19 protein-coding genes are annotated in these 17,951 nt (G+C 72.3%); 7 read left to right on the top strand and 12 right to left on the bottom strand.

Annotated elements, in window-relative coordinates; translation table 11 throughout:
- Positions 1 to 18: 18 nt before the first annotated feature.
- The 4 genes from ACIHIX_RS36230 to ACIHIX_RS36215 are packed head-to-tail and all read right to left on the bottom strand — an operon-like array spanning position 19 to position 4,137.
- A complete protein-coding gene (locus tag ACIHIX_RS36230) occupies positions 19 to 786 on the bottom strand; it encodes an enoyl-CoA hydratase/isomerase family protein (RefSeq protein WP_399963840.1) in 768 nt (255 codons plus the stop codon).
- Between the two features lies 1 nt (position 787).
- Positions 788 to 1,876 (bottom strand): acyl-CoA dehydrogenase family protein, encoded by a 1,089-nt coding sequence (locus tag ACIHIX_RS36225; RefSeq protein ID WP_399963839.1) that lies wholly within the window; start codon positions 1,874 to 1,876, stop codon positions 788 to 790.
- Entirely contained in the window at positions 1,863 to 2,756 is an 894-nt protein-coding gene (locus tag ACIHIX_RS36220) for an acyl-CoA dehydrogenase family protein (RefSeq protein ID WP_399963837.1), read from the bottom strand. The genes ACIHIX_RS36225 and ACIHIX_RS36220 overlap by 14 nt, the downstream gene beginning before the upstream one ends.
- Positions 2,734 to 4,137 (bottom strand): class I adenylate-forming enzyme family protein, encoded by a 1,404-nt coding sequence (locus tag ACIHIX_RS36215; RefSeq protein ID WP_399963835.1) that lies wholly within the window; start codon positions 4,135 to 4,137, stop codon positions 2,734 to 2,736. The genes ACIHIX_RS36220 and ACIHIX_RS36215 overlap by 23 nt, the downstream gene beginning before the upstream one ends.
- Before the next feature lie 97 nt (positions 4,138 to 4,234).
- Here ACIHIX_RS36215 and ACIHIX_RS36210 point away from each other — a divergent pair, with 97 nt between their 5' ends.
- Positions 4,235 to 5,236, top strand: a complete 1,002-nt coding sequence (locus ACIHIX_RS36210) for a 2Fe-2S iron-sulfur cluster-binding protein (protein ID WP_399963833.1) — start codon at positions 4,235 to 4,237, stop codon at positions 5,234 to 5,236.
- Here ACIHIX_RS36210 and ACIHIX_RS36205 read toward each other — a convergent pair.
- The 6 genes from ACIHIX_RS36205 to ACIHIX_RS36180 all read right to left on the bottom strand — a co-directional run bounded on the left by ACIHIX_RS36205 (position 5,213) and on the right by ACIHIX_RS36180 (position 10,724).
- A complete protein-coding gene (locus ACIHIX_RS36205; RefSeq protein ID WP_399963831.1) occupies positions 5,213 to 6,259 on the bottom strand; it encodes a CaiB/BaiF CoA transferase family protein in 1,047 nt (348 codons plus the stop codon). The two genes, ACIHIX_RS36210 and ACIHIX_RS36205, sit on opposite strands and share 24 nt — an antisense overlap.
- The gene (locus ACIHIX_RS36200) at positions 6,256 to 7,212 is read right to left on the bottom strand and encodes an LLM class F420-dependent oxidoreductase (RefSeq protein WP_399963829.1); all 957 of its coding nucleotides are present in this window, start codon (positions 7,210 to 7,212) and stop codon (positions 6,256 to 6,258) included. The genes ACIHIX_RS36205 and ACIHIX_RS36200 overlap by 4 nt, the downstream gene beginning before the upstream one ends.
- A 14-nt stretch (positions 7,213 to 7,226) precedes the next feature.
- Positions 7,227 to 7,616, bottom strand: a complete 390-nt coding sequence (locus ACIHIX_RS36195; RefSeq protein WP_399963827.1) for a cobalamin B12-binding domain-containing protein — start codon at positions 7,614 to 7,616, stop codon at positions 7,227 to 7,229.
- 34 nt (positions 7,617 to 7,650) lie between these two features.
- Positions 7,651 to 9,231, bottom strand: coding sequence for a methylmalonyl-CoA mutase family protein (locus ACIHIX_RS36190; RefSeq protein WP_399963826.1), 1,581 nt, complete (start codon positions 9,229 to 9,231; stop codon positions 7,651 to 7,653).
- 106 nt (positions 9,232 to 9,337) lie between these two features.
- Positions 9,338 to 9,913: a PadR family transcriptional regulator gene (locus ACIHIX_RS36185; protein WP_399963824.1), complete on the bottom strand. Its 576-nt coding sequence runs from the start codon at positions 9,911 to 9,913 to the stop codon at positions 9,338 to 9,340.
- Positions 9,914 to 9,938: 25 nt separating this feature from the next.
- Positions 9,939 to 10,724 (bottom strand): SGNH/GDSL hydrolase family protein, encoded by a 786-nt coding sequence (locus tag ACIHIX_RS36180; protein ID WP_399963937.1) that lies wholly within the window; start codon positions 10,722 to 10,724, stop codon positions 9,939 to 9,941.
- Between the two features lie 156 nt (positions 10,725 to 10,880).
- Between ACIHIX_RS36180 and ACIHIX_RS36175 the strand changes: the two genes are divergently transcribed.
- Together ACIHIX_RS36175 and ACIHIX_RS36170 are read left to right on the top strand one after the other, a co-directional pair.
- On the top strand, positions 10,881 to 11,717 hold the full coding sequence (locus tag ACIHIX_RS36175) for a DUF2182 domain-containing protein (protein ID WP_399963822.1): 837 nt from the start codon (positions 10,881 to 10,883) through the stop codon (positions 11,715 to 11,717).
- Between the two features lie 146 nt (positions 11,718 to 11,863).
- Positions 11,864 to 12,523: a DUF1326 domain-containing protein gene (locus tag ACIHIX_RS36170; protein WP_399963820.1), complete on the top strand. Its 660-nt coding sequence runs from the start codon at positions 11,864 to 11,866 to the stop codon at positions 12,521 to 12,523.
- 33 nt (positions 12,524 to 12,556) lie between these two features.
- Here ACIHIX_RS36170 and ACIHIX_RS36165 read toward each other — a convergent pair whose 3' ends face one another.
- Complete coding sequence (locus tag ACIHIX_RS36165; RefSeq protein ID WP_399963818.1) at positions 12,557 to 13,354, bottom strand: sulfite exporter TauE/SafE family protein; 798 nt, start codon at positions 13,352 to 13,354, stop codon at positions 12,557 to 12,559.
- Between the two features lie 124 nt (positions 13,355 to 13,478).
- Between ACIHIX_RS36165 and ACIHIX_RS36160 the strand changes: the two genes are divergently transcribed.
- The 3 genes from ACIHIX_RS36160 (at position 13,479) to ACIHIX_RS36150 (ending at position 15,372) form a co-directional block, all read left to right on the top strand.
- Positions 13,479 to 13,850: a hypothetical protein gene (locus ACIHIX_RS36160; RefSeq protein WP_399963816.1), complete on the top strand. Its 372-nt coding sequence runs from the start codon at positions 13,479 to 13,481 to the stop codon at positions 13,848 to 13,850.
- A 65-nt stretch (positions 13,851 to 13,915) separates the two neighbouring features.
- Positions 13,916 to 14,590, top strand: a complete 675-nt coding sequence (locus tag ACIHIX_RS36155; RefSeq protein ID WP_399963814.1) for a DUF3105 domain-containing protein — start codon at positions 13,916 to 13,918, stop codon at positions 14,588 to 14,590.
- Positions 14,591 to 14,679: 89 nt separating this feature from the next.
- Positions 14,680 to 15,372, top strand: coding sequence for a hypothetical protein (locus tag ACIHIX_RS36150; RefSeq protein WP_399963812.1), 693 nt, complete (start codon positions 14,680 to 14,682; stop codon positions 15,370 to 15,372).
- Here the strand turns inward: ACIHIX_RS36150 and ACIHIX_RS36145 are convergent.
- Positions 15,369 to 16,538, bottom strand: a complete 1,170-nt coding sequence (locus tag ACIHIX_RS36145; protein ID WP_399963811.1) for an acyl-CoA dehydrogenase family protein — start codon at positions 16,536 to 16,538, stop codon at positions 15,369 to 15,371. The two genes, ACIHIX_RS36150 and ACIHIX_RS36145, sit on opposite strands and share 4 nt — an antisense overlap.
- A gap of 96 nt (positions 16,539 to 16,634) precedes the next feature.
- Between ACIHIX_RS36145 and ACIHIX_RS36140 the strand changes: the two genes are divergently transcribed.
- Positions 16,635 to 17,573 carry a LysR family transcriptional regulator gene (locus ACIHIX_RS36140; RefSeq protein ID WP_399963809.1) on the top strand — a complete coding sequence of 313 codons (939 nt, stop codon included), beginning with the start codon at positions 16,635 to 16,637 and terminating at the stop codon, positions 17,571 to 17,573.
- The last annotated feature ends 378 nt before the right edge of the window (positions 17,574 to 17,951 follow it).

Raw genomic sequence — 17,951 nt, 5'->3', positions numbered from 1 at the left:
GCCGGCCCGGCCACGGCCCTACCGCTCGGTGAGCCGGGCGATGACCGAGCGGAAGTCCTCCGTCTCGAACGACCGCTCCTCGGCCGTCGTCGCGTAGTCGAGGGTCGCGAGCACCGCCCGTTCCAGGTGCAGGTTCAGGAGTCGCTTGGTGCTCTCGACCGCCTGCCGGGGCAGTTCCGCGATCCGTTTCGCGCAGGTCGTCGCCTCGGTGAGGGGGTCGGTGACGACGTGGTTGGCCAGGCCCATGGCGAGGGCCCGTTCGGGCGGGATGCGGGCGCCGGTCAGGGCGTACTCCTTGGCCAGCAGGAGGCTGGTGTGCAGGGGCCAGGTGAGGGGGCCGCCGTCGGCGGCGACGAGGCCCACCTGGACGTGCGGGTCGGCGAGGTAGGCGGACTCGGCGAGGTAGACGGTGTCGCTCAGCGCCAGGAGGCTGCAACCGAGGCCCACCGCGGGGCCGTTGACGGCCGCGATCACCGGTATGCGGCAGCGCACCATGCCGAGGACGATGTCCCGGCCGTGGGCGATGGTCCGGGCGCGCAGCTCCGCGTCCTGCCTGATCGCGTCGAGGTAGGCGAAGTCACCGCCCGCCGAGAAGGCCTTGCCCGCGCCGGTGAGGACGGCCGCGCGGGCGTCGCGGTCCTCGCTCAGACGGGGCCAGAGGCGGGCCAGGCCGGTGTGGAGGGGGTCGTTGACGGCGTTCAGCGCCTCGGGGCGGTTGAGGGTGATGACGCGCAGCGGGCCGTCGGCCGCGACCTGGATCTCCTCCGGCATGCCGTACAGGTTCACGTCAGGCTCCCAGTCCGAGGATGCGGGCGGCGATGATGTTCTTCTGGATCTGCGAGGTGCCGCCCATGACGCTCTGGGCGCGGCTGTAGAGATAGGCGTGCAGGAGGTCGGGGTCGGCGGTGCCGCCGGTCGCGAGGGCCGCGTGGCCGACCGTCTGTTCCGTCCAGGTCATGAGGAGCTTGTCCAGGGAGCCCTCGGGGCCGTGCGAGACGCCGTCGAGCTGTTCCGACAGCCTTCTGCGGACGTGCAGGCGCAGCATCTCCGTCTCCACGACCGCCCAGGCCAGCTCCGGGGGCAGTGGTCCTTCGGTGCGGGCCGTCAACTGTCGTACGAGTGTGCCGTAGCGGGCCGTGAAGCCCAGGGTCGCGGGCTCCCGCTCGTGCCCCACGACCGTCATCGCCAGCGCCCAGCCCTCCCCCGGCGCGCCCACCAGCTGGTCGGCGGGGACTCGGGCGCCGTCGAGGAGGACCTGGCCGAACTCCTTGGTGACGCCGCTCATCATCGTCAACGGGCGTTGTTCGACGCCGGGTTGGCTCATCGCGACGATGAACGCGGAGATGCCTCGGTGCCGGGGTGCGGCGGGGTCGGTGCGGGCCAGGAGCAGGCACCAGTCGGCGACGTCGGAGTAGCTGGTCCAGATCTTGTGACCGTGGACGACGTAGTCGTCGCCGTCGCGGGTGGCGGTGGTGGTCAGGGAGGCGAGGTCCGATCCCGCGCCGGGTTCGCTGAAGCCCTGGCACCAGCGTTCGGTGCCGTCGATCATGCCGGGCAGGAAGCGGCGGCGCAGTGCCTCGCTGCCGTGCCGGCCCAGGCCCTGGACCAGGTAGCCGAGGCTGGGGCGGGCCGGGGTGCCCGCGCGGGCGAGTTCCTCGTCGAGGATGACGTCGTAGACGGGGGGCAGGTCGTGGCCGCCGTACTCCTTGGGCCAGGACAGGCCGAAGAAGCCGGCCTGGTGCAGGGCCCGGTGCCAGTCGCCCTGCCGCGCCCAGTACGCGTCGCCCGACGTCGGGAACTCTCCGGCCCGCTCGGCCAGCCATCCGCGCAGGCGTTCCCGGAAGGCCGCCTCCTCGGGTGAGTCACGAAAGTCCACGGTCGATCTCCTCCAGGCGTACGGGGAACAGTTCGGCGGACGTCAGGGCCCGGCGCAGATACACATGGGCGAGACACTCCCAGGTGTTGCCGATGCCACCGTGGACCTGGACGGACGTCTCACAGACGGTGCGGGCGGACCGGGCGCAGTAGAGCTTCGCGATGCGGGCGGCCCGTATCGCCTCCTCGGGCGGCAGCTCGTCGACGGCCCAGGCGGCGTGGCGCAGTACGCTCACCGAGCCCTCGATCAGGGCGAGACTCTCGGCGAGCAGGTGGGCCACGGCCTGGTAGCCGCCGATCGGTCTGCCGTACTGCTCGCGGAGTTTCGCGTGGGCGACCGCCGCGCGGTGCGCGCCACGCGCCGCTCCCACCAGGTCGGCGCCGGTGGCGACCAGCGCCAACGCCCGGTGCCGGGCGGCGACTTCGGGTGACAGCGGGGCGAGGGGTTCGAGCGGTCCGCGGGGAACGGCGTCGTGGCGGGTGAGGTCGACGCCTCGGGCCGAGGGGGCGAGACCGACGGTCAGGAGGCGGCCCGCTCGCAGGGTCACTCCGCGTCGCGTTCCCCGGGCGTCCCGTGCGACGCCGTCCACGACGACCGTGGTCGACGACGACCCCGGGGCCAGGTCGTCGGCGAGCAGCGGTCCCAGCAACGGCACGTCCACCAGCCCGCGCCCGAACTCCTCCACCACCACGGCGACTTCGACCCCGGACGCCCCGTCCGAGCGCAGCGCCCGCCATCCGGTCGCCTCGACCGCCTTCTCCAGTCGTGCGATCCGGTCCGCGTCGTCCAGGTCGAGGACCGATCGGGGTCCGAGGTCGTCGGCCAATCTGGCCGCCGCGGACCGCAGTTGGCGTTGTTCAGCTGTCAGACGTGCATCCATGGCGCTCCTTGAGGACCCTGCGCAGGACCTTGCCCGAGGGCAGACGGGGGATCTCGGTCACGAACTCGACGCGGCGCGGCCGCTTGTAGGAGGCGAGCCGGGCTCCGACCAGTTCGATGAGTTCGGCCGCCTCGACGGGACGGCTCACCCGTACCGCGGCGACCACGGCCTCCCCGTCGGTCGCGTCGGGCACGCCGAACACCGCGCAGTCGGCGACCGCGGGATGCCCGTGCAGGACCGCCTCGACCTCGGCGGGCGCCACCTGGAAGGCTCGCACTTTGATCATTTCCTTGGACCGGTCGGTGAGCCGCAGCCAGCCGTCGGCGTCGACACTGCCGACGTCCCCCGTGCGGTACCAGCCGTCGTGCAGGGCCTGCGCCGTCGCCTCGGCCGGCAGATAGCCGGCCATCAGGGAGTCCGAACGCACCTCGATCTCCCCCGTCGCGCCGGGCCCGACCGGTTCACCGGACTCCAGTGACACCACCCGCACCCGCACCCCGGGAACGGCCCGGCCCGCGGTGTCCAACCGGGCCTCGCCCAACGGGTTGCAGGCGATGACGGGCAGTTCGCTGGCCCCGTAGGCGGGCAGCCAGCCGACTCCGGTGCGCCGGGTGACGGTCTCGGCGACGCTTCGGGTCACCGGTGTGGCGCCCCACATGATGTAGCGCAGCGAGGACAGGTCGTAGGACTCCAGTTTCGGGTGCGCGGCGAGCGCGAGGGCGATCGGGGCGACGGCCATCTCGACGGTGACGCGGTCGAGTTCGATGTGGTGCAGCAGCCGGTCCAGGTCGAAGCGGCGGTGCAGGCGCAGCCGGGCGCCCGTCTCCAGGGCGGTGACGATGTTGAGCAGGCCGAGGATGTGCGAGGGCGGGGTGGCGATCTGGATCCGGTCCGCCGCGGTCAGTCCGAGCGCCTCGCGCCAGTGCCGTACGGCGGCGGCGAGGGAGGCGTGGGTGTGCCGTACGGCCTTGGGCAGGCCGGTCGTGCCGGAGCTGAACACCAGGACGGCGTCGGCCTCTTCGGGGGGTCGCGGGGAGGTGGCGGCACCCGGGGCGATCGGTTCGTCCAGGTGCAGCATCGGCATCAGGTCCGCCAGCACCGGGTGGTCGCCCACCGCGTGCGTCGCTCCGGTCACCGCCAGGGCGTGTTCGACCTCGCCGTGTCGCCAGGCCGGGCTGAGCAGGACCACGGCCGCCCCCAGCCGCCAGACGGCCCGCACCGCGACCACGAACTCGGGCCGGTTGGACGACATGAGCGCCACCCGCTCCCCCGGGCGCACCCCGCGCCGTTCCAGGGTGGCCGCCAACCCGTCGGCGAGGCGCTCCAGTTCGGCCAGGGTGTACTCCCGGTCCTCGAAGACCAGCGCGGCCCGTGATCTCATCTCTCATCCCCGCCCGCCGAGAGGGTCCCATCTGTTTCGTGAGAATAGTATTCTCACAGTGACAGAACCTTGATACCAGAGCTCAAGGAGGGCGTCCATGGCGAGCCCCGCCCTGTTCCGGCGCGCGACCGTCGTCAAGATCGTCCAGGAGACCCCGGACGCCCGGACCTTCGTCCTCGACCCGCACGACGGTCCCTTCACCTACCGGGCCGGGCAGTTCTGCGTCTTCCGCGTCCGGGTCGACGGCAGGTATCTGCTGCGGTCGTACTCCATGTCGAGCGCGCCGGAGACGGACGCCGAACTGATGACGACGGTCAAGCGCGTGCCCGGCGGCAAGGTCTCGAACTGGCTGCACGACCATGTCGACGAGGGCGACGAGCTCGAACTCACCTCACCCCGGGGCCTGTTCTGTCTGCGCCCGGCACCGTCCCCGCTGCTGGGCTTCAGCGGCGGCAGCGGGATCACCCCGATCCTCTCCCTGGCCAAGAGCGCGCTCGCGGGCACCGACCGTCCGGTGCGGCTGCTGTGCGCCGACCGCGACCGGGGCTCGGCGATCTTCGACTCGGCCCTGGCGGACCTGGCCGCCCACCACCCCGGCCGGCTCACCGTCGTACGTCATCTCGACGCCGAGCGGGGGCTGTTGGACGCCACCGGGGTGCGTGAGTTCATCGGGGCGGACGGGGACGCGGACGCCTATGTGTGCGGGCCCGAACCCTTCATGGAACTGGTGGAGAAGGCACTGCCGGGGCCGGGGCGGGTCTTCAGCGAACGGTTCGGCGGCGCGCCCGGGCCTGCCGCACCGGCCCCCGAGGCACCGCCGAAGGACGACGGCACCGTCACCGTCGTCCTCGGCCAAGAGCGCGTCCGTGTCCCCAAGCACCCGGGCGAGACCCTGTTGCAGAGCGCCCGCCGAGGCGGGCTCACCCCGCCGTTCTCCTGCGAGGCCGGCAACTGCGCCACCTGCATGGCACGGATCACCGAGGGCAGCGTCACCATGCGGGTGAACGACGTCCTGACGGAGGACGAGGTGGCCGAGGGCTATGTGCTGACCTGCCAGGGCGTGCCCGACGAGGGGTCAGTCACCGTCCACTACGAGTGAGCCCAGCGGGGGTGGCGGCCCGTACTCCGGCTGGTGTCCGGCGACCTTGACGGGGCTGCCGACGAGCCGGAACCCCCCGGCCCGCACGACCATCTCCGGGGTCGCCGCCAGGGCCTCGGGGAGGGTGCGGACCGCCGCCGCCGGGACCCCGAGCGGGCGCAGCCGTGCCTCCCAGCCGGCCGCCGTGTCGCCGCTGAGCACCCGAGTGACGGCGTCGAGGACCGCGTCCCGTCGCGCGGCGCGCTCGGCCATCGTCGCGAAGCCCTCGATCCCGGCCTCCGCGGCGAACGTCTTCCAGAACCCGTCATGCGTGATGAACAGCGCCAAGTACCCCTGGGCCGTGGGGAAGAGCTGCGCCGGCACATAGTAGGAGTGCGCTCCGTGGGGCAGTCTGCTCGGTTCCACGCCGTCGTTGAGATAGGCGGCCGCCCGGTAGTTGAGCTGGGCCAGCATGACGTCCCGCAGCGCCACCTCGACCTGTCCGCCGCGCCCGGAGACGATCTGGGCGAGCAGGCCCAACGCGGCGGTCAGGGCGGCCGAGTTGTCGGCGGAGGAGTAGCCGGGCAGGGTCGGCGGGCCCTCGGGGTCGCCGGTGAGGGCGGCGACGCCGGTGGCAGCCTGGATGACGTAGTCGAAGGCCGGGTCGTCGCCGCCGTCGAGGCCGTACCCGGTGACGGCGACGCAGACGAGCCGCTCGTTGTGCCGGCGCAGACTGTCGTACGTCAGCCCGAGTCGCCGTATCACCGACGGCTTGAGGTTGACGAGCAACGCGTGTGCTTCGGCGGCCAGTTCACCGAGGCGTCGTTGTCCCGCCGCGGACGTGAGATCCAGGCAGACACTGCGCTTGCCGCGGTTGATGCTGGCGAAGTAGGCGTCCCCGACCTGCCGCGAGAGGTCCCCGCCCGGTGGCTCCACCTTGGTGACCTCGGCGCCGAGGTCGGCGAGGAGCATCGTGGCGAACGGGCCCGCGAGGATGTGGCCGACCTCCAGAATGCGCAGGCCGGCGAGGGGGCCGGCGGTCACCGCAGTTCCGCCGCGAGCGTGGCGATCATCTCGCGCGTCCGGCGCTTGGAGGCGACGAGTTCGTCGCGGTCGGCGCCGATCGGCAGCAGGCGTACGGAGAGATCGGTGACGCCCGCGTCGGCGAACCGTCGGAAGCGCGCGAGGATGGCGCTCTCGTCGCCCGCCGCGCACAGGTCGCCGACGTCGCGGGCGTCGCCGTGGTCCAGCAGGCGCTGGTAGTTGGGCGAGATGTCGGCCTCGCCGAGGATGCGGTTGGCGCGTTCGCGGGCGGCGTCGACCTCGCCGGGCCGGCACAGGCACACCGGGATGCCGGCGACGATCCGGGGTGCGGGCCGCCCGGCGCCCTCCGCGGCCTTGGTGATGCGCGGGACGACGTGGTCGGCGACGGCGCGTTCGTCGGCCATCCACAGGACGGTCCCGTCGGCCCGCTCGCCCGCGAGGGCCAGCATGACCGGGCCGAGGGCCGCGAGCAGGATCGGCAGCGGGGCGACGGGGGCGAGGTCGAGGGGGTTGTGGACGGTGTAGGTGCGGTTCTCGACGTCGATGGGTCCGGGGCCGTTGCGGGCCGCGTCGAGGACGTCCAGGTAGTCGCGGGCGAGGCCGGCCGGACGTTCGTAGGGCAGGCCGAGCATGTCGTGGACGATCCAGTGGTGCGAGGGGCCGACGCCGAGCGCGAGCCGGCCGCCGGTGGCCGCCTGGGTGGACAGCGCCTGGCGGGCGAGGGCGATCGGATGCTGGGCCTGGAGAGGGACGACGGCGGTGCCGAGCTCGATGCGCGAAGTGGCCGCGCCCATGAGCGCGACCGCCGTCAACGCGTCGAAGTCGGTGGGTACTTGGGGCACCCAGACGGTGTCCAACCCGGCCGACTCGGCCCACCGCACATCCGCGACCATCCGGGACGCCTTGCGCGCGGAGTCCCCCCGCTCGGCCCCGATCATCACTCCGATCCGCACGTTCCCTCCAGATGTCAGGGTGAGGTGAGGGCGCGTACGTCCGCCACCACGACGTCGAGCGGTGTCCCGGTGGGGAACACGGCGGCCGCGCCGGCGGCCTTGAGGCGGGGCACGTCGGCCGGGGGGATGGTGCCTCCGACGACGACCGTGATGTCCCCGGCGTCCGCCGCCCGCAGGCCCGCGACGGTCCGGGCGGTGAGCGCGAGGTGCGCGCCCGACAGCATGCTGAGACCGACGACGGCCACGTCCTCCTGCACGGCGGTGGCGACGATGTCCTCGACACGCTGCCGGATGCCGGTGAAGACGACCTCGAAGCCGGCGTCGCGCAACGCACGGGCGACGATCTTGGCACCCCGGTCGTGCCCGTCGAGGCCGGGCTTGGCGATCAGGATCCGGGTGCCCATCAACACATCACCTGCACGAGGACCGACGTGCCCATCAGAACACCACCGGCTGACGGAACTCGCCCCACACGGCCTTGAGCGCGCTGACCATCTCGCCGACCGTGCAGTAGGCGCCCGCGCAGTCGATGAGCGGACCCATGAGGTTGTCGGAACCTTCGGCGGCCTTCGAGAGGGCCGCGAGCCGGGCACGTACGGCGGCCGGGTCGCGTTCGGCCTTGACCCTGGCGAGCCGCTTCAGCTGCAACTCGCGCCCCTTGGCGTCGAGTTCGTACATCGTGACGTCCGGTGCCGGTTCGTCCGCGTCGACGTACCTGTTGACGCCGACGACCGGCCGGGTGCCCGCCTCGACCTCCTGATGCGTCCGGTAGGCCTCGTCCGCGATCAGCCGCTGCAGATAGCCGTCCTCGATCGCCCGGACCATTCCCCCGTGCCGCTCCAGGTCCGCCATGATGTCCACGATCCGCTCCTCGGTGGCGTCGGTGAGCGCCTCGACGAAGTACGAGCCGCCGAGCGGGTCCGCGACGCGGGCGACGCCGGTCTCGTGGGCGAGGATCTGCTGGGTGCGCAGCGCGAGCGTCGCCGACTCCTCGCTGGGCAGCGCGAAGGGCTCGTCCCAGGCGGCCGTGAACATCGACTGCACCCCGCCGAGCACGGAGGCGAGCGCCTCGTACGCGACCCTCACGGTGTTGTTGCGGGCCTGCGGCGCGTACAGCGAGGCCCCTCCGGCGACACAGCCGAAGCGGAACATCGCCGCCTTGTCGCTGTCCGCCCCGTAGCGCTCCCGCACAAGGGTCGCCCAACGTCTGCGCCCGGCGCGGTACTTGGCGATCTCCTCGAAGAAGTCGCCGTGGGTGTAGAAGAAGAAGGACACCTGCGGGGCGAACTGATCGATCGTCATGCGCCCGCGCTCCAGCACGGTGTCGCAGTACGTCACCCCGTCGGCGAGCGTGAACGCCATCTCCTGTACGGCGTTGGCGCCCGCGTCCCGGAAGTGCGCGCCGGCGACGGAGATCGCGTTGAACCGCGGCACCTCGGCCGCGCAGAACTCGATGGTGTCGGCGATCAGGCGCAGCGAGGGCTCGGGCGGCCAGATCCAGGTGCCTCGGGAGGCGTACTCCTTGAGGATGTCGTTCTGGATGGTGCCGGTCAGCTTCGCCCGGGGTACGCCGGCGCGTTCGGCGGCGGCCACGTAGAAGGCGAGCAGGATCGCCGCCGTGCCGTTGATGGTGAAGCTGGTGCTGATCCGGTGCAACGGGATGTCCGCGAAGAGGACTTCGACGTCGGCGAGGGTGTCGACGGCCACCCCGACCCGGCCGACCTCCTCGCTCACCTCGGGGTCGTCGGAGTCGTGGCCGCACTGCGTGGGCAGGTCCAGGGCCACCGAGAGTCCGGTGCCGCCCTGTGCGAGCAGATACCGGTAGCGGCGGTTGGACTCCTCGGCGGTGCCGAAGCCGGAGTACTGCCGGAGCGTCCACAGCCGCCCCCGGTACCCGGAGGGGTAATTGCCGCGCGTGAACGGGAAGGTGCCCGGTTCTGGCGGCTCGGCGGCCCGGTCCGCCGGTCCGTAGACCGGCTTCAGCGGGATGCCGGACGAGGTCTGGGCGAAGTCATCCATCGCCGGATACGGTACTTGCGAAAAATGAGAATGCCAATACCGCCAGCGGGAGTGAAGCACCCCGGGACCTGAGACGCATGGGCCGGGGGTGCAGGAGGTGTTTGGTTCAGCCGCGGGTGGCGATCCGCTGCGCGAGGCGCTCCAGGACCGTCTCGGCCCACTGAAGGTTCCCGCGCTCGAAGGCCATGCCGCCGAGGAGGGTGAGGTAGGGGCCGATGCGGTCGGCGCCGGCGAAGTACTCGTCCTCGGTCCGCCCGGCCAGCATGCGTTCCCGCATGCGCTCGTAGCGGGCGAGCTTCGTGGCGGAGCGTTCCCTGCGCTCGGCGACCGCTTCCCTTACGGCGTGGATGTCGTCGCGGTCGGCGATGTCGAGGCACTGGACCTTGACCATGAGCTCGTCGCGGATGGCCGTCGGCTTGGCGGGCGCGTGGGCGACGTAGGACCGCAGGACGTCGAGCCCGGCGTCGGTCAGCGAGAACAGCCGTTTGTTCGGGCGGCGCTCCTGCTGGACCACCCGCGCGGAGACGAGCCCTTCGCTCTCCATGCGCTCCAGCTCGCGGTAGAGCTGCTGCGGTGTGGCCATCCAGAAGTTGGCCACGGATGCCTCGAAGCCCTTGGCGAGGTCGTATCCGGAGGCCTCACCCTCCAGTAGGGCCGCCATCACCGCGTTGCGCAGAGCCATGCACTCAACCTAACAGCCGGTTTGATCAGTCCAGGGCGAGGACCGGGAGCAGTTCCGGGCGTTTGGCCTGCCGTCCGTCGCCGGACGAGCGGCCCCGCACCCGCCGTACCAGCCACGGCCCCAGGAAGGAACCGGCCCAGCGCAGTTCAGCGCCGAGGACCCGCAGCCCCGAGGTCGCGCGCGGGTCGACGGGCAGCGGCCGGGTCCAGCTGTCGTCGCTGCCCGGCAGAGCGAGCGCCTGGGCGACGGCGGCGGCGATCCGGGCATGGCCGAGCGGACCGGCGTGCAGCCGGTCGGGGCTCCACAGGCGGGGGTCGGTCACGACCGGGTGGTCGGCGGTCTCGGCGACCAGCACGCCGTGCCGGGCCCCCGCCTCGCGGATGCGGGTGTTGAGGGCGGTGACGCGGGCGCCGAGGGGGCGGGCGAGCGGGGTGATCCGGGAGACGTCGGGGAAGGTCAGCGTGGCCACGCGGGCGCCCTGAGCGGTGAGCGCCGCGAACATCGCCTCCAGGTGCCCGGCCACCTCGTCGGCGTCGAAGCGGGGCCGCAGCAGGTCGTTGACCCCCGCGACCACCGTGGCGAGGTCGGGCTTCAACGCGAGGGCGGGCGCGAGCTGTTCGGCCCGGACCTGTCCCGCGAGGCGCCCGCGGACGGCGAGGTTGGCGTAGAGCAGGTCCGGTGACGCACGGACGAGCTGCTCGGCGAGCCGGTCGGCCCACCCCCTCAGCCCCCGTACGTCGTCACCGTCGCCGAGCCCCTCGGTCTGGCTGTCGCCGAGGGCGACGTACCGCGCGTATCCGCTGTCCACCATGATCGCCCCGTCCGTCGCTGATTCAGGCAACTACACACCTACTCGCATTGTTGAATATAGCGTGCGCCGCACGGTACGCACAGGCCGCTCTCCCGGCCGGGTCGCCTCGCGGGGTGTCCTGTGCTGTGCTGGAGGCAGTCGCAGGAGAGCACGCCGATGCGTCGCAGCCGGAGTTCCGTCGTCGCATCCGCCCCGGCGGTCGCCCCGACCGGAGCGGGTGGTGGCCTGCTGCCGGCCCGGGATCTCGCGGCCGCCTGGTTCCTCGTGGTGCTGATCGCGGTGCCCGCGTGGGTGCTGACCGTCGGCCAGGCCCGGGACATGGGCGTCGAGCCCGGCACGATGGGGATGGCGCTGCCGCTGTTCCTGCTGCTGTGGGTGACGATGATGGCGGCCATGATGCTGCCGTCCATGGCGCCGGTGGCGATCACCTGGGTCCGGGGGATCGGCCGGCAGTCCTCCGGCTGGGCCCGCACCGGCCGTACCGTCGCGTTCATCGCCGGGTATCTGCTGGTCTGGACGGCGTTCGGACTCCTCGCCTACGCGGCGCTGGCCCTCACCGGCGGCCTCGTCGACGACCATCCCACCGCCGGCCGCTGGATCGGCTCGGTCGCCTTCCTGCTCGCGGGCCTCTACCAGCTGGGCCCGCTGAAGTACGTCTGCCTGCGGCACTGCCGCGACCCGCTCGGCCATCTCGTGCACTACTCCGGCTTTCGCGGGCCGCTGCGCGACCTGCGGGTGGGACTCCAGCACGGGGCCTACTGCGTCGGCTGCTGCGCCGGGCTGATGGTCGTCCTCGTTCCGCTGGGCGTGATGAACGTGGCGGCGATGGCCGGGCTGGCCGTGGTGATCTTCCTGGAGAAGCTGTCACCCCGAGGGGTGCTGCTGGGCCGCGTCGTCGGCGTGGCCTTCCTCGTCCTGGCCGTGCTCGCGCCCTTCCAGGACTGGCTGCTGCCGGGGTTGCAGGGTTCCATGCCGTCGATGGAGGACATGTGACCCGGTCCGTGTGACCGGGGTTCCCCCAGCGGGACAGGAGGTGCAAGCTGGAAGGGAGACCGCTCCCTGATCCCGGGACCGGGCTCGGCACACGCGGTCTCGCCACTCCGAGAGAGCTCCCTGGGGCTCGGCAGGAGGGAAGCGAGATGACTGAGCAGGCCACCACCACGCAGACCCGCTGGCATCTGACCGGCGACTGGTTCGATGTGTGCAAGTGCGCCATCCCCTGTCCGTGCACGTTCGCCCAGCCCCCGACCTACGGCGACTGCGAAGGCATCCTGGCCTGGCACATCCGGGAGGGCACCTACGGCGACGTACGGCTCGACGGCCTCAACGTGCTGATGCTCGGCTCGTTCACGGGCAATGTCTGGGCCGGCGAGCACAGCGCCCCGTACGCCGCGGTCTTCCTCGACGAACGGGCCGACGAACAGCAGCGGGCCGCACTCGGTGCCGTGTTCGGCGGTGAGGCGGGCGGCTGGCCGGCGCGGTTCGGGGAGATGTTCCACCCCGAGATGCGCGGGATGGACATCGCTCCGATCCATGTGGAGATCGACGAGGATCTCGCGGGCTGGCGGGCCGAGGTGCCCGGCCGGGTCAGGGCGGTGGCCGAGGCGCTCACCGGGCCGACGACTCCTGACGGCGGGCGTGTCCAGGTCCACAACGCGCCGGGCGCCGAGGTGGGGCCGGGTCAGGTCGCCACCTGGGGCCGGGCCACCGTCGACGAGGCCGACGCGTTCGGCTTCTCCTGGGAGCGCTCCGGCAAGTCGAGCAAGCACTTCCCCTTCGACTGGAGCGGTCCCGACTGACCCGACCGGTTCGCTGTGGCCGTAACGATCGGCTCAGCTCAGTGCCGCGGCGCCGTAGGCCGCGCCGAGCGCCGTGGCGAGTACGCCGAGCAGGACGCGGAGTGCGGTTTCCGGAACGCGGGGCTGGAGGCGGGCGCCCAGGTAGCCGCCGATGAGTCCGCCGACGCCGCAGGCCAGGCCGAGGGACCAGTCGGGGGCGATGTCCTCGGAGCCCGTGAGGGACAGCAGGGCGAAGGTACCGGCACCGGCCAGCGAGGTGACGAAGGTGGACGCCAGGGCGGCCGGCGCGACCTGGGCGATCGGCAGACCGCGGCCCACCAGGAGCGGGCCGAGCAGGGAGCCGCCTCCGATGCCGTAGACGCCGCCGACCACGCCCACCAGCAGGGCGAGGCCCGTGAGAGCGCGCGGGGACGGCGGATGCGCCGCAGTGCCCGCCGGTGCGGCCCGCGCGGCCGGTCGCAGGGTCCTCGCGATCAACCAGAGGCCGAGCGGCAGCAGCAACAGCGCCACCAGGAGACGGAACACGGTCGGCCCGGGCACGGCGAAGACGCGTACGACCGCGCCGATCACCACGCCCGGCAGCGTGCCCGCCACCAGCAGCGGCGTCAGCGGACCCCGCAGTCTCCCGTCCCGGTGGAAGCGCGCCAGCGCCCCCGGCCCGGCCACCACGTTGAACAGCAGGTTCGTCGGCGTGACGGAGGGGCTCGGCACGCCGAACACGCTCAGCTGCACCGGCAGCAGGAAGACCGCGCCGGACACTCCCACCGGCGCGGTGACCGTCGCGATCAGCAGCCCCGCGGCCAGCCCGCCCCACTCCGCGGGGATCGTCACGCCGTCTCCTCATGCTCGTCGAGGGCGAGAGATCCTCTCCGGCCTTGACGAGAGATCCTCCCCCGCCCGCCTCCCCCGCCACACCCTCGCCTACCCTGAGTCCTCGAAGGGCGGGGAATCGACAATGCGTACGGGGCGGCGGACCGAAGCCGTGGTGCTGGGCCTGGTGGTGGCCCTGGCCACGCTGCTCGGCGTGGCCTGTCTGTGCGCCCGCGGGCCGCAACTTCCGCCGCAGCACACCACCGTGGCCGCGGCCCTCCACGACGTGGCGGACCAGCAGGAGCGCGAGCACGTCTGCGTCTCCTCCGGCCACGACCGGTGCGGCGGAAAGGCCGTCGCGGGCAAGCCGAGCACCGGACCGGGCCCACATCCCGAGCCGCTCGCCGCGCCCACCCGCGTGGACACCCGGCCGGCGGTGGCCCCCTCCACCCGCACGCCCTTCACCGCGGACCCCCGCGCCCCCGACCTGCACGCCCTGCAAGTGCTGCGGACCTAGACCGGACGCCGTTCCCCCGATCCACCGGCATCCGTCGATCTCCGCTGCCCACAAGGGAATTCACCATGGCTTCCGCCAACTCCAAGAACACCGGAACCAGTACGAAGAAGAGCAGGAACACCCACGCCTCCAAGGCCGAGGCACGGCGCGCCCGCGTCGAGGAACAGCGCCGCGCCGAGCAGGCCCGTGAACGCCGCAACCGGATCGTCACCATCGCCGTCTCCACCGCGATCCTCGCCGGTCTGGTCGGTGGCGGCTGGTATCTGCTCGACGCCGCCGACGCCAAGGAAGAGGCCCAGGCCGCGCCGGTCTCCGGCGAGAAGACGTGGGCGAAGCTGAGCCAGACCCACGTCGACACCGCGGTCGACTACCCGATGACGCCGCCCGTCGGCGGCGACCACTCCCCCGTCTGGCAGAACTGCAACGGCGACGTCTACTCCGAGCCGATACAGAACGAGAACGCCGTGCACGCCCTGGAACACGGCGCGGTCTGGATCACGTACAACGACAAGGCGGCGGACACCGACGTCAAGTCCCTGTCCGGCAAGGTCGCCAAGACCCCGTACACCCTGATGAGCCCGTACCCCGACCAGTCCTCGCCGATCACGCTCTCCGCCTGGGGCCATCAGCTGAACGTGACGAAGGGGTCCGATCCGCGGGTGGGCGAGTTCCTGGAGAAGTACGTGCAGGGCAGGCAGACCCCCGAGCCGGGCGCGGCCTGCACGGGCGGCAAGGCCTGACGACCGGTGGCCGGGTGCCGCCGCACCCGGCCGTCCGGGCATTGTTGTCCGCACACCGCTACGACCACGAGCCAGGGGGACGACCACCAGTGGGCCACGAGACACCCCGCGCGTATCTGCCGCTTCCCGACCGGCCGAGCCACCGCCGTGCCGTGTTCCACGGGCACTTGGCGGCTCTCGTGGAGCTGCTCGGCGGCGAGCCCCCCGCCCCGGCCGATTCCGACCGGGAGTGGGCGCACCGGGCTCGCACGATCGTGAGTGACACCCTGCGTGACACGGACGTACGTCCCCAGGGTCTCTTCGAGCACCTGGTCCGCGCCGGGGTGCACGACCCCGACCCCAGCTTCAACCGGCAGTTCATCGAGCCCGCCGTGCGCAGCTACGGGCGCCGCCGGGTGAAGAGCGCGCTGATCGGATATCTGCGCACCGGCAGCGATCCGGAGCGAGCGGGAGCGGCCCGCGCCTGGTACTGGACGGGCGTGTCCGTACGATTCCTGGACTGGGAGAACCGTGTCCTGACGCCCGAGAGCCAGGCCGAGGTCGACGCCGTCGCCGACCTCGGGGCCGAGTGGCAGGAGGCCGCGCTCAGGGAGTTCGTCGCCAACGAGGACCTCGACGTACGCCGATGCATCCTGCCGGGCCTCGCGCTCGGTCCGGGCGGTCAACCCGCCGCGCTCCACGACCTCGTGGCGGAGGCGGTGCGCATAGCCCGCGGCCATCCCGACGCGTATCTGCGCCACCGGGTGGAGATCCAGGCGGCGGTCCCGCCGGACGTGCCTTAGGCGTCGAGTCCCCCACGCCTCACCAACTGGCTCACGATGACGTTCCGTTGGATCTCGTTGGTGCCCTCACCGACGATCATCAGCGGTGCGTCCCGGAAGTAGCGTTCGACGTCGAACTCGGTCGAGTAACCGTAACCGCCGTGGATGCGCACGGCGTTGAGGGCGATCTGCATGGCCGTCTCGGAGGCGAACAGCTTCGCCATGCCCGCCTCCATGTCCACGCGGCGCCCGGCGTCCGCCTCCCGTGCCGCATGGAGGGTCAGCTGCCGGGCGGCCGTCAGTGAGGTCGCCATGTCGGCGAGGTAGTTGCCGACCGACTGATGCCGCCAGATCGGCTTGCCGAACGACTCGCGCTCCTGAGCGTAGGCGAGGGCGTCCTCGAACGCCGCCCGGCCGACGCCCAGCGCACGGGCCGCGACCTGGAGCCGGCCGGTCTCCAGGCCCTTCATCATCTGCCCGAAGCCCTTGCCCGCGACGCCGCCGAGCAGGGCGTCGGCCGGGGCCCGGTGGCCCGCGAAGGACAACTCGCAGCTCTCCACGCCCTTGTAGCCCAGCTTGGGCAGGTCGCGGGAGACGGTCAGGCCCGGGCCGTGCTCGACCAGGAGGAGGGAGATGCCCCGATGGGCGGGGGTCGCCTCGGGGTCGGTCTTGCACAGCAGCGCGATCAGCTGTGAGCGGCGGGAGTTGGTGATCCAGGTCTTCGTGCCGTCGACCACGTATCCGCCGTCGGGGTGCTCGCGGGCGACGGTGCGCAGGGCCTGGAGGTCGGAGCCTCCGCCGGGCTCGGTGAGCGCCATCGTCGCGCGGATCTCGCCGGTGGCCATGCCGGGCAGGTAGCGCCGCTTCTGCTCGTCCGTGCCGAAGTGCAGGAGCAGCTTGGCGACGACCGTGTGGCCGCCCATCGCGCCGGCCAGGCTCATCCAGCCGCGGGCCAGTTCCTCGGTGATCAGCACGTAGGCCGGGGTGGAGACGGGGGCGCCGCCGTACTCCTCGGGGACGGCGAGCCCGAAGACGCCCAGCCGTTTCATCCGCTCGATCAGCGCGTCGGGATAGGTGTTCGCGTGCTCCAGCTCCCGGACGACCGGTCTGACCTCCTTGTCCACGAAGTCACGCACGGTACGGACGATGAAGCGCTCGTCCTCGGACAGGGCGTCGAGGGTGCTCATGCCCACCATCATGTCCAGTCATGAGAACCTCCGTGAAATAGCCGTTCGTGATGCCGTCATGCGCGGCACGAATGGCGGCGCGAGGACGGGAGAACGATGGACGTCAGACAGCTCAGGGCCCTCGTCACGGTCGCCGAGGTGGGCAGCGTCACCCGGGCCGCGGAGCTGCTGCACCTGGTCCAACCCGCCGTGACCCGGCAGATCCGCACCCTGGAGCAGGAGTTGGGCGTCCCGCTCTTCGAACGCACCCGGCAGGGCATGCGCCCCACCGAAGCCGGGTCGATCATGGTCGACCGCGCCCGGCGTGCCCTGGGCGAGCTGGAGCGGGCCCGCGCGGAGGTCTGTCCCACTCCGGGCGCAGTGACGGGCATCGTCACCGTGGGGCTGCTGGAGAGCACGGCGGACCTGCTGGCCGAACCGCTGGTCACGGCGCTCGCCGAGGAGCATCCGGGCATCCGGCTGCGCCTGATGACCGGCTACTCCGGGCATCTCCAGCGCTGGCTCGACGACGGCGACCTCGACCTCACCCTCCTCTACGACCTGGACAGCACCCCGTCGCTCCACACCCGTCCGCTGGTGCGGGAGCGCCTGTGGCTGGTCGCCCCTGCCGCGGCCGGACTGCACGCCGCGCGCCCGGTCCCGTTCGCCGAGGCCGCCGCGCGTCCGCTCGTCATGCCCGCCTCGGGGCACGCCCTGCGCACGCTGATCGAGGGCGCGGCGGCCCGGGCCCGAGCGGACCTGGAGATCGCCGTGCAGACCAACTCGATGGGGCTGCAGAAACGGCTCGTACGGGCCGGGCACGGCTGGACGATCCTGCCCGGCGTCGGCATCGCCCAGGATGTCGCCGACGGCACGCTGAGCGCCGCGCCGCTGTGCGAGCCCGACGTATGGCGCTCCATCGTCCTGGCCACGCCACGCACCGGCCGGACCCCGCCCGCCGCGGAGGCCGTCGCACGCGAACTCGTACGCCGGGCGGAGACGGCCGTTCACGAGGACCGCTGGCCGTCGGCGGAACTCCCGCCTGCGGGGAGCTAGCGCGTGGGCAGGGCGCAAGCCCGCGCAGAGCTGGCACGTCGGCAGGGCCCAAACCCGCGGGAAGCCGGCACGTCGGCAGGGCTCAAACCCGCGGGAAGCCGGCACGTCGGCAGGGCTCAAACCCGCGGGAAGCCGGCACGTCGGCAGGGCTCAAACCCGCGGAGAGCTAGCACGTAACCGAGACCCGCGCCCGCGGGGAACTAGCCCTTCACGGAACCCCCGCCCACGGACAGCGAGCCCATCGCCGGACCTCCCACCCCCGCACACCCAGCCCCTCACCCGACCTCCCACCCCCGCACACCCAGCCCCTCACCCGACCTCCCACCCCCGCACACCCAGCCCCTCACCCGACCTCCCACCCCCGCACACCCAGCCCCT

The sequence above is a fragment of the Streptomyces sp. NPDC051913 genome, from assembly GCF_044593635.1.
Lineage (GTDB): Bacteria > Actinomycetota > Actinomycetes > Streptomycetales > Streptomycetaceae > Streptomyces.
Note: the sequence above shows the minus strand (reverse complement) of the source record. Positions and strands in the feature narration are given on the sequence as shown.